The organism is Undibacterium sp. GrIS 1.2 (assembly GCF_040544435.1).
Lineage (GTDB): Bacteria > Pseudomonadota > Gammaproteobacteria > Burkholderiales > Burkholderiaceae_D > Undibacterium.
In genome coordinates, this window is the sequence record NZ_JBEONP010000053.1 from 19,498 (window position 1) to 29,927 (window position 10,430).

Below are 10,430 nucleotides of genomic sequence, written 5' to 3' on the forward strand. Positions count from 1 at the left end.
GAGAGATAAAACTTCTATCTCTCGATTATTTTAACAACCTGGTGTTTGATTTACGATAGTCATGGTACTCGTAGCTGATTGATTAGAACTATCTTTCACAGTTATAGTGATCTGAGTATCGGCACCAACACAACGTGTTCCTTGCGAACCAACTGCCACATTTACCGTGGTTCCGTCAAAGGTCAATGCATTTGTAGCCTCGGGTAATGTGCCAGAGACGCTAGAGAGTAATGAATTACTGGTAAATACTTGGAATGGCCCATTACCACCTTTGATATTCAAACTAACGGTACTGTTGTTAGTCTCGTTAATAGACCAAGTATTTGGACTAAGCAACATGTTGCTTACAGGAGCAGCTGCTGTGGCCGAGATTGTTTGGATTGCCCCTGTCGCATCTACCACTACAATACTTACACTACCTACTTTTGCTAAAAATCCAGAGAATGAAGCTCCGTTACCAGATACAACAGGACTTGTTACAGTAGCAATAGATGAATTACTCGAAGTTACTGTGTATGGCTGAGAACCACCACTAATCAAGAAGGTTAAAGTATCTCCAACATATCCTGCCGAAGTTAATGGTGAAACCGCAAAAACCGTTGTTGAAGTACCGAGAACTGTTACGACGATCGGAACCTTCACACCTGCGTTGTCGGTAACGACAATCGTTGCGGTACCCGTAGACACGCCATTGATAATTAATGATGAGCCAGCTACTGTAGCAGTGGCTACTGCAATATTACTGCTACCTGCGGTGTACGGGGCAGTTCCGCCGCCTATACTATAGTTTGGTGCCCCTCCTTGACCTACGGTGACAGTTGAAGGAGCGGAAGTAAATAGCGGTATAGAAGTGCCCGCACCAACTGAAACGCTGATTGTGATGGGGGTGCCATTCGAGTCACTAACAAGGACATTTGCAGTTCCAGTGGATAGGCCTTGAATAGATAGTTTAGTTCCATTCACGCTAGCGGTCACGACCGAAGTATTACTACTACTCACATTGTAAGGAGCAGATCCGCCACCAACGGTAAAAGTGGAAGTAGCATTTATCGCTACAACCAAAGTAGATGATGCCGTTGTGAAAAACGGGGTCGGGCTACTTATTGTCCCAATAGTTACAGTGATAGTCACCAACCCACCTATTGAATCAGTAACAGAAATAGTCACTTTACCTGCAGAAACACCAGTAATAATAAATTGACCACTGTTAAATCCGACTGTCGCGATTGAGACGTCGCTACTTGCAACTTGATATACCAAGCTTCCTCCACCTATGGTGAACACCGAGGAACTAGCACCAACTGGTAAAGTTATTGTGGACGGGGCAGTCGTGAAAAGCGTCAACCCGGATCCGACAGTGACAGCAATAGTTACGGTCGCTCCTTTTGAATCGGAGACAACTATTGTCGCTGTGCCTCCCCCACCGCCAGTTACCGTCATTGTGTTTCCACTTACTGTTACGCTCGCCGCGCCGGAGCTACTGCTAGCGCGGTAACCTGGCACCCCCCCACCAATTGTATATGTTTGACTTTGGCCTGGTGCTATTTGAAAAGAAGCACCCGCAGACGTAAACAAACTGGCACCGCCGCTGATATTACCTGGGGAGCCACCACCACCACCACAAGCACCCAAAATAGCCAATGCCAAAAACATAAAAATCGTTCGAATTAACTTACTCATGAAACACCTTTAATTTGAAATTGCGATAATGTGCAACAATTCAGTACCGATATTAATACTGCTATCTATTCATGGACTACTTACTTAAGCGCTCAGCAAGCACTTTTGGAGTAATAAATACTAGGAGTTCTGTTCTATTATTAGTACGCCCAGTAGTTTTAAATAAATTACCAAGCAAAGGAATATCACCAAAGAAAGGAATCTTAGTTATATCATCACGCTCTTCTTGTGTAAAAATTCCACCTAGCACTACCGTGCCACCATTTTCAACCAAAACCATTGTTTTTACCTGCTTGGTGTTAATGACAATTCCGTTTCTAGTTTCTGTTCCAGGACTGTCTTTATGTACATCCACATTTAATATGACATTTCCGTCTGGCGTAATCTGCGGTGTCACATCTAAACTTAAGGTCGCTTTTCTAAATTGAATGGAAGTTGCACCACTACTTGTTGACACTTGATAGGGAATTTCTGTTCCTTGTTCGATGTGTGCGGGCAACTGATCGGCAGTAACAATACGTGGACTAGAAATGATTTTCCCATTACCGTCTGCCTCTAATGCAGATAGCTCTAAATTTAAGAATCGGTTTGCAGCAGATGAGAATAAGCTGACCGCCAAACTACCAGGATTTAGGCCATTTATACCTGAAGCGGGTAGGCTCACAAACTGAGAGTTAGGAATAAAACTCTGATCAGTCAGTTTTGCCTGCCCCGTCTGCTCTCCTACACCTAAGTAATTACCGGTTAATGCAACTCGTTGGTTCCCACTCGTTTGATAACCCGCATTACCACCGTTCAATCCACGTAAATCAGTAAACCCTAGTTTTGCTCCCAGATTTTTGCTAAATGTATCGTCAGCCTCAACGATTCTAGCCTCAATCAATACCTGTTTAGAGGCGATATCGGTTTTTTGAATTAATTTACGAACTTCTTCTAACTTGCTAGCAATATCAGTGACGAACAGCTGATTTGTCCGAGGCTCAATAACTGCGCTACCGCGTTTGGACAAAAGTCTGTTTGTGCTGGATCCATCTACTCCAAAAACCAGTTTAAATGACTCGGCTTTTTGATAGTTAAGCTGAAACGACTCTGTCTTCAAAGGCTCCAATTCTGCAATTTGCGCTTTTTGCTCTAACTCTAGTTTTTCTTTTGTCAGTAATTCGTCTTTTGGTGCGATCCACATCACAGAGCCATTTTTTCGCATATCCAAGCCTTTGGACTGCATAATAATATCTAGTGCCTGATCCCAAGGTACATCTTTAAGTCGCAAAGTGGCACTGCCGTTGACTGTGTCGCTAGCAATAATGTTCAATCCACTAAACTCTGCGATGATTTGCAACAAAGCCCGCACTTCAATATTTTGAAAATTAAATGATAGACGCTCACCTCTATAACCTTGGGTACCCTGAGTCAGTTTATTTGGATCTTCTTTGATTGGCTTAACTTCAATCACTAATTGCGTATCGCTTTGATAGGCACTATGTTCCCATAAGCCTTTGGGCTCGATTATCATGCGGACATTCTCGCCTTGAGTAGTTGTTGTCACAACTTGCACCGGTGAACCAAAATCTGCGACATCCAAACGACGACGCAAAATATCAGGCAATCCCACTTTAATAAAATCGACAACAATTTTTTGCCCTTGTTGGCGAACATCAACTGCAACTTGATTATTAGGCAAATCAACTATGATTCTACCCTCTCCATTAGCTCCTCTGCGGAAATCTATATCTCGCAGATTTTGTTTTACTTGTACAGTAGGCGCCTGGACTACCGGAATACCTGAGGAATTTACCGCAGTAGCTACTCCTCCAGAACCGTCAATCGTCACAACGACAACATTACCCTCTATCGATGTTGCATAGTTGAGTGACTTGTTCATATTAAAAACTAAGCGGGAACGACCACCAACTTCTACGACATTTACACTACGTAACTCACCCAAATTGATATCAGTTGCAGATTTGCCCGTAACATTACTAGTGTCAGCAAAATCTAACGCAATGCGCGCAGGATTAGTAACAGAAAAACCAATAGGAGACTTTGTGATAGGGTTCTTCAATCCAATTTTTATAATCGTATTAATACCTTGTTGATTCGCAGAAATAGACTCAATGCTGTTCGATTGAGCCAAAGCTAACTGACTAACTGCTAACAAACCTGTTATAAAAAATTTGACAAGCATACCGCTCCTTTTACTTACATTTATTATGTCTGTTAAGGCGTTCATTTTTTTGCCTCCTGCAACTCTAGCTTAGCTTGACGTTCTGTCCACTCACCTGCCGCATCTTGAACGATTTCCTTAATTTCAATTTCTGTCTCCGTAACTTTAGTGATCATTCCGAAATCCTGACCTATATAGTTACCAATTTTTGCCTGGAAAATCGTCTTATCGACTTGGATCAGAGCATATCGTAAATTAGGCTTTTCTATAAAGCCAACCATCTTTAACGTGTCTAATGGATAAGCTTCCAATACTTCTCTGCGCCTCTCCATATCTGGTTTTAAACCATTACTGGATTCTGCTTTTATTCTCGCAAGTACTACTAATAGCTTTGCAGGATTAAATGGATCTACGTTATTTTTACCGGCGTAGGCAAAAGGTACGTAAACCTTCGGTGCGCTAATTTTCGGTACAACAACACGAGTTTCCTTCTTTACCTGATCCATCCACTCCTTGACTTCAGATACTCCATTGTTGCTACATGCCGTTAAAGTCAGCAGTGGCAAAAAGAGACCTATTATTTTGCGAGAAAAATTTATCATTTCTTCGCACCTTTTTTCAAAGCCGCCTGGGCAGAAACTTCCTCAGGATCCAAATATCTAAAGGTCTTTGCGACCACATCAAGTACTAACACATTGTCTTTCCCTGTAGAAATCGCAAGATTGTTTAAGGTAATAATCCTTGGTAATTTTGCGATATCACTGGCAAATTCTCCCATGTCATGATAATTGCCTAACAACTTGATATCAATCGGCAGTTCCGCATAATAGTCTTTTACGGCTGGTTGTCCTGGTTTAAAGACGTCAATCTGCAAACCCTTGCCTAAAGCAGCTTGATTAATATCAGATACTAGGGAATCCATTTCAGCCTTACTTGGCAATTGTTTTTCCATTGCAGCAACATATTGCAGTACCAACTTACGCTGATCCTTCAACGCGTCTAGGCTAATTGCCTGGAGCATTTTTTGCCTATAAGAATCTTTTAGCGTGTTTTCTTCCTGCTGCCCTCTATCCAGTTCCTCCAACTGCCCAGACCAGTAACCATAATAACCAAGTATTACTAGGACTACTAATAGGCTAAATGCAGATAGCATTCTTGGAATAATGGGCCAAAGACCGGGGTGCAACCCATTTAAATCGCGAAATTGCGAGCTAATTGAATCAGTTAATTCATTCAAATTTGCCATGTCTTTTCCGTCCGCTTATGTTAAGGCTTTTTGCTGTCTGGATTTGCTAACGCACCAGATGCTGAAGCGGAATCTATTTCACGCGGACGCTTTATTCCAACGTTAATAGTGAAATCAAATACTTTTTTTGCGTCGCGTCCCTGACCCAAGGTGGCAGATTTAATTTCGACGAGCTCAGGCTTGTACATCCAAGCAGAGTTATTTCCTAAGTTGCGCAGAAACTCAGACACACGCTGATTTGATTGAGCGTTACCATTCAAAAAAATACGTTGACCTTCTTGTTTTAGCGCTTTCAAATAAATGCCTTCTGGCGTTAATTTAACTAACTCGTCCAGCATAAATACAGGTTGGTTGCGATCACCTTGCAAGTCTTCCACAGCTTGCTGTCGAGCCTTCAAACTATCAATTTCTTGCTTAAGGCTGGCAACTTCTTTGATCTTTTCATCAAGCTTCACATTTTCTGAGGTAATGAAATTATTCTTGTCTACCTGCTGCGAAATTCTCATCGAAAAAAAAGTACCAACCGAGATAATAATCAAAGCAGCAACAATCCCTGCCAACAACAACAGAGTGTAGAAATCATTTTTTAGCTGTTTGCGCTTGGCTTCACGATGAGGAAGTAGGTTAATTTTTATCATTAGCCAAATCTCCGCATCGCCAGACCACAAGCAACAAGATAAGATGGAGCGTCGCTTCGCAATGCTTTCTCGTTCACATTAGAAGACAATTCCATGCCTTTAAAAGGGCTTACGACTGTAGTAGAAATTTTTGTCCTCTCGGCAATCATATCGACCAGCCCAGGAATCACGGCACAACCACCTGCCAAGAATATTTGATCAACCCGGGTATACGGGGTTGATGTGAAGAAAAATTGAATCGCCCGCGTAACTTCTAATGCTGCGCTTTCTAGAAATGGCTCTAAAAGTTCCATTTCGTAGCTATCAGGGAGATCACCCTGCTTCTTTTTTAACTCAGCCTCTTCAAAAGCGAGTCCGTAATTTCTAACAATGTCTTGAGTCAGTTGATTACCACCAAATTGCTGATCGCGCTCGTAAATAACTTCGCCATTCAACAAAATAGAAATGTACGTAACTTTGGCACCGATTTGGAACATCGCATAAATCTGGTCTTGCCCTGCGTTAGGTTGCAACTCGATCAATCGAGCGATTGCTGCCCTTGCGGCGTAGGACTCAATATCCATTACCTTAGCTTGCAAACCAGCTGCTTCAGCTACCGCAACTCTATCCTCGATCTTTTCCTTACGGGAAGCTGCCAGCATGACTTCAATATCCTCCTCCGCATTATTAGCAGCAGGTCCAATTTTGCAAAAGTCGAGACTAACTTCATCCATTGCAAACGGAATATATTGATTTGCCTCGGACTCCACCTGCAGCTCCAGCGCTTGCTCGCTGAGGTTACCAGAGAGGATAATTTTTTTTGTTATTACTGCGGAGGCAGGCATGGCGAGTGCGACATTTTTTACACTAGCACCACTTTTTTTGATTACTCGGCGAATAGCCTCGGAAACTTGTTCAATATTTTCGATATTTCCATCTACGACGGCTCCTTTCGGCAGGAGCTCTGAGCCATAGCGTTCCAATTTGAAGCCTTTATTGCCCCCCTCAGAAATTTCCACGAGCTTAATATCAGACGTGCTGATGTCTAAGCCGATTAAAGGCGGATTTTTTCTACCGAGCAATGATGCTAGATCTAAAGCCAAGGATATCCCCTAAAAAATTACTATTTACATTGCTTTTAGCATAAGGCTATTGCCACATTTTAAGGCAGATGTCGCACGCACTAAACGCAAATTTTCTTTTAAAAACCGCTATTTAGAAGACAATCATCCAAGCTTACATGAAATCCTAGCAATAAGCCCTTCATTGTGTAAAGCATTTTCCGCATAGCATCACTGTTATCCGTTGCCAAATTCCCACTACTGGCAAAAAACTCCCTTCCTTTTCCAACTTATAGGTACTGAGTGCCAGAGTGCTGGAGGCTGAGGATATAATACTTGCTACGATTTCTATTGAAAATTCATTCCATGTCCGAGACACCAGCACCTACCAGCAACACACCAAATACAACTGAACGGAGTTCAAACAAACCGCGTCATTGGGCGTTGCGTATTTTGCTGGGGACTGGTGGAATTTTAATTGGACTGGTTCTAGCCGGAGTGCTTATTCTTGGCTTTGCGCTAACGATGGCTTACCCCAATTTGCCAGAACTGGATTCGATTACCAGCTACCGGCCGAAGATGCCATTGCGGGTATTTTCGGCGGACAACATGTTAATCGCTGAGTTTGGAGAAGAACGGCGCAATGTCGTGCATTTCAATGAAATCCCCGAAATCATGAAAAAAGCCGTGCTGGCGATCGAAGATGATCGGTTCTATGAGCACGGTGGCGTCGATTATCTGGGCATTACCCGTGCGGCTTTACATAATTTGACTGGTGGTGCTAAACAAGGGGCATCTACGATTACACAACAAGTGGCGCGTAACTTCTTTTTATCCAGTGAACAAACCTTTAAACGCAAGATTTATGAAATCTTACTCGCATGGAAAATTGAGCAAAACCTCACCAAAGATCAAATCTTAGAGGTGTATATGAACCAGATTTATCTGGGACAACGTGCCTACGGTTTTTCATCAGCGGCACAGATTTACTTCGGTAAAAGTCTTAAAGAACTCACCATTGCAGAAGCCGCGATGCTGGCAGGTTTGCCAAAAGCGCCCTCCGCCTACAATCCGGTTGCCAACCCAAAACGCGCCACCGTTCGCCAGCAATATATTTTGCAAAGGATGAAACAACTTGGCTACATTACAGAGGCACAGTTCGAGCAAGCAAAAACCGAGGTCTTCCACACCAAAACAGATAGCAGCGAATTTGGCATTCATGCCGAATATGTCGCAGAAATGGCGCGTCAGTTGGTCTACGAGCAATTTAAGGACGAAACTTATACCCGCGGTCTAAATGTCTACACCACCATTACGAAGTCAGATCAGGATGCCGCTTATCTGGCCTTGCGCCGTGGTGTGATGGATTATGAAAAACGCCATGGCTATCGCGGTCCAGAGGCGATCATTGAGATCCCGACAAATAAAGATGCCGCTGACGATGCGATCGAAAAAGAATTAGCGGAACATGCAGTCAGCGACGACTTGGTGGTAGCGATGGTGCTTGAAGCTAGCCCTAAGCTGGTCAAAGCGGTGTTGGTATCGGGTGAAGAAATCCAGATCACAGGCCCAGGACTGACCTTTGCTGCCAGCGGCCTCAGCGCAACAGCGCCAGCCAACAAACGCGTCCAGCGCGGTGCTGTTATCCGCGTTGTGCAAGAGGGTACCAACTGGACAATTACCCAGATACCCGAAGTGCAGTCGGCCTTTGTCGCTGCCAGCACTACTGATGGCGCGATCCACGCTCTGGTTGGCGGCTTTGATTACAACATCAACAAGTTTAACCACGTCACCCAAGCCTGGCGCCAGCCTGGCTCTAGCTTTAAGCCTTTCATTTATTCATCGTCACTGGAGAAAGGACTCTCTCCGGCAACGATTATCAATGATTCTCCGATCAGTTTTGACGCTGGGCAAACAGGCGGACAAGCATGGGAACCCAAGAACTACGACGGCAAATATGAAGGTCCTATGACCATGCGTAAAGGCTTGACCAAATCGAAGAATATGATTTCTATCCGTATTTTGCATAAAGTCGGTGCCAAGTACGGTCAGGAATACACAACACGTTTTGGCTTTCTACCAGAGAAAAATCCGCCGTACCTGACTCTTGCTTTAGGCGCTGGCGCAGTCACACCTTTGCAAATGGCCGGTGCCTATGCGGTGTTTGCTAACGGTGGCTACAAAATCAATCCTTATCTGATCTCCAAAATCACCGACAGCACCGGAAAAGTATTGTCACAGGCAAATCCTGACAAGGCAGGCGATGAAAACAATCGCGTGATTGATGAACGCAATGCATTTTTGATGGATAGCATGTTGAAAGATGTAGTTCGCTACGGTACCGCGACTAAAGCCCTGTCTCTCAAGCGCCCTGACATTGCAGGTAAAACCGGTACCACGAATGACTCATTCGACGCGTGGTTCGCTGGCTATCAGGCAAAATTGGTGGGGATTGCATGGATCGGTTTTGATCAGCCCAAGAACTTGGGTAATCGGGAGACCGGTGGCGGGCTGGCACTGCCGATCTGGATTGGCTATATGCAAAGAGCCTTAAAAGATATCCCGATTGAAGAGCGCGCTGTACCAAACGGGATTATTGCTGCGAATGGGGACTACTACTATGTCGAAAATCCACCTGGCGCTGGCATTCAAAGTTTAGAAGCAGAACCGCCACCGATGATAGAAGAATAGCCGTCTATAAAAGCGCACCAGCCAATCGGTTACTGCGCGCTTTGTGCCTGAGCTAATGCGGCTAACGTCGCGAAAAACTCAGCGCCATCGCGCGTATTGCGCCAATGCTGGCCATCGTATTTATAGTGATAACCACCCGCTTTGGCAGCGAGCCACATTTCTTGCATTGGTGCCTGACTGTTGATGATGATCTTGCTGCCGTTATTGACGAATTCAACTTCCAACACGTTGCCGCTGCGACTGCACTCAACATCCATTTCATCATTCTCAAAGGCTTGCTCAAACACCTGCTCGACTTGTTTGATGCAAGTGTCGGCCAAGGTCAAAAATTCTGTTTCGGTCATGCTACACTCCAGCGAATTCATAAACCGCCATTTTATACGCTAATGCAACTTCCAATTGAAACGGAAACAAAGCAGGCTGATGGCGATTTTTTGCAAACGCCTCATCAGTTTTAAATTAGTTTTAATTTGGATAGGAATCACGATGTTTAAGACACGCATTTTATTATTGGCAAGTGTAGGTATAGTCGTTTTGCTTACAGCTTGCGGACAAAAGGGGCCTTTATTCATGCCGAACAAGTCTGCGCAATTGATACCAACAACTCAGACAGTGCCGGGTGTTCAGACAGTAAATAAATCAGCAGCAAGCTAAGCTTGGCTGCAAAGCCCTGAAGACGTCAAAAGATGTCAAATATTGTCTTAATATACTAGGATAGAGTATTTTTAATCGTCCAATGATTCTATGGACAATAAACATGGCGGATTCAGCTACGAAGAGCAACGGGAGGTAAGTTTTAGTGGGAGTATATCCAAATTATAAAAAACCTCAAACGGCGTTCGATAGCCGAGGCATTTCCTAGGGCGATGATTGAGATGATTGACTGCCCGTTGTAACTGGGCTTGAGTGATTTCCTTGAAGTTGGTGTTCTTTGGAAAGTAGTATCGTAATAAGCCGTTCGTGTTCTCGTT

Annotated in this window: 10 protein-coding genes; 2 read left to right on the forward strand and 8 right to left on the reverse strand. The window is 43.9% G+C overall.

The features are described 5' to 3' along the window. Positions 1–30: 30 nt before the first annotated feature. The 6 genes from AAKU61_RS18435 to AAKU61_RS18460 all read right to left on the reverse strand — a co-directional run bounded on the left by AAKU61_RS18435 (position 31) and on the right by AAKU61_RS18460 (position 6,810). Positions 31–1,680 (reverse strand): beta strand repeat-containing protein, encoded by a 1,650-nt coding sequence (locus AAKU61_RS18435; RefSeq protein WP_354334638.1) that lies wholly within the window; start codon positions 1,678–1,680, stop codon positions 31–33. A 76-nt stretch (positions 1,681–1,756) separates the two neighbouring features. Further along, entirely contained in the window at positions 1,757–3,865 is a 2,109-nt protein-coding gene (locus AAKU61_RS18440; RefSeq protein ID WP_354334653.1) for a type IV pilus secretin PilQ, read from the reverse strand. A 41-nt stretch (positions 3,866–3,906) separates the two neighbouring features. After that, positions 3,907–4,446: a pilus assembly protein PilP gene (locus tag AAKU61_RS18445; RefSeq protein ID WP_354334639.1), complete on the reverse strand. Its 540-nt coding sequence runs from the start codon at positions 4,444–4,446 to the stop codon at positions 3,907–3,909. Next, positions 4,443–5,090 (reverse strand): type IV pilus inner membrane component PilO, encoded by a 648-nt coding sequence (locus AAKU61_RS18450; protein WP_354334641.1) that lies wholly within the window; start codon positions 5,088–5,090, stop codon positions 4,443–4,445. Before AAKU61_RS18450 ends, AAKU61_RS18445 begins: the two co-directional genes overlap by 4 nt. A 20-nt stretch (positions 5,091–5,110) precedes the next feature. Continuing rightward, positions 5,111–5,728 carry a PilN domain-containing protein gene (locus tag AAKU61_RS18455; RefSeq protein ID WP_354334642.1) on the reverse strand — a complete coding sequence of 206 codons (618 nt, stop codon included), beginning with the start codon at positions 5,726–5,728 and terminating at the stop codon, positions 5,111–5,113. Next, positions 5,728–6,810, reverse strand: a complete 1,083-nt coding sequence (locus tag AAKU61_RS18460) for a pilus assembly protein PilM (RefSeq protein ID WP_354334644.1) — start codon at positions 6,808–6,810, stop codon at positions 5,728–5,730. The genes AAKU61_RS18455 and AAKU61_RS18460 overlap by 1 nt, the downstream gene beginning before the upstream one ends. A gap of 324 nt (positions 6,811–7,134) precedes the next feature. On the opposite strand from AAKU61_RS18460, the gene AAKU61_RS18465 reads away from it, so the two are divergent. Next, complete coding sequence (locus tag AAKU61_RS18465) at positions 7,135–9,459, forward strand: penicillin-binding protein 1A (RefSeq protein ID WP_354334646.1); 2,325 nt, start codon at positions 7,135–7,137, stop codon at positions 9,457–9,459. 29 nt (positions 9,460–9,488) lie between these two features. Here AAKU61_RS18465 and cyaY read toward each other — a convergent pair whose 3' ends face one another. Then, positions 9,489–9,803, reverse strand: coding sequence for an iron donor protein CyaY (cyaY, locus tag AAKU61_RS18470; RefSeq protein ID WP_354334648.1), 315 nt, complete (start codon positions 9,801–9,803; stop codon positions 9,489–9,491). Between the two features lie 142 nt (positions 9,804–9,945). On the opposite strand from cyaY, the gene lptM reads away from it, so the two are divergent. After that, positions 9,946–10,113, forward strand: coding sequence for an LPS translocon maturation chaperone LptM (gene lptM, locus AAKU61_RS18475; protein ID WP_354334650.1), 168 nt, complete (start codon positions 9,946–9,948; stop codon positions 10,111–10,113). A 116-nt stretch (positions 10,114–10,229) separates the two neighbouring features. Here the strand turns inward: lptM and AAKU61_RS18480 are convergent. After that, the coding region (locus AAKU61_RS18480; protein ID WP_503012634.1) for a transposase at positions 10,230–10,430 on the reverse strand (201 nt) is incomplete at its 5' end.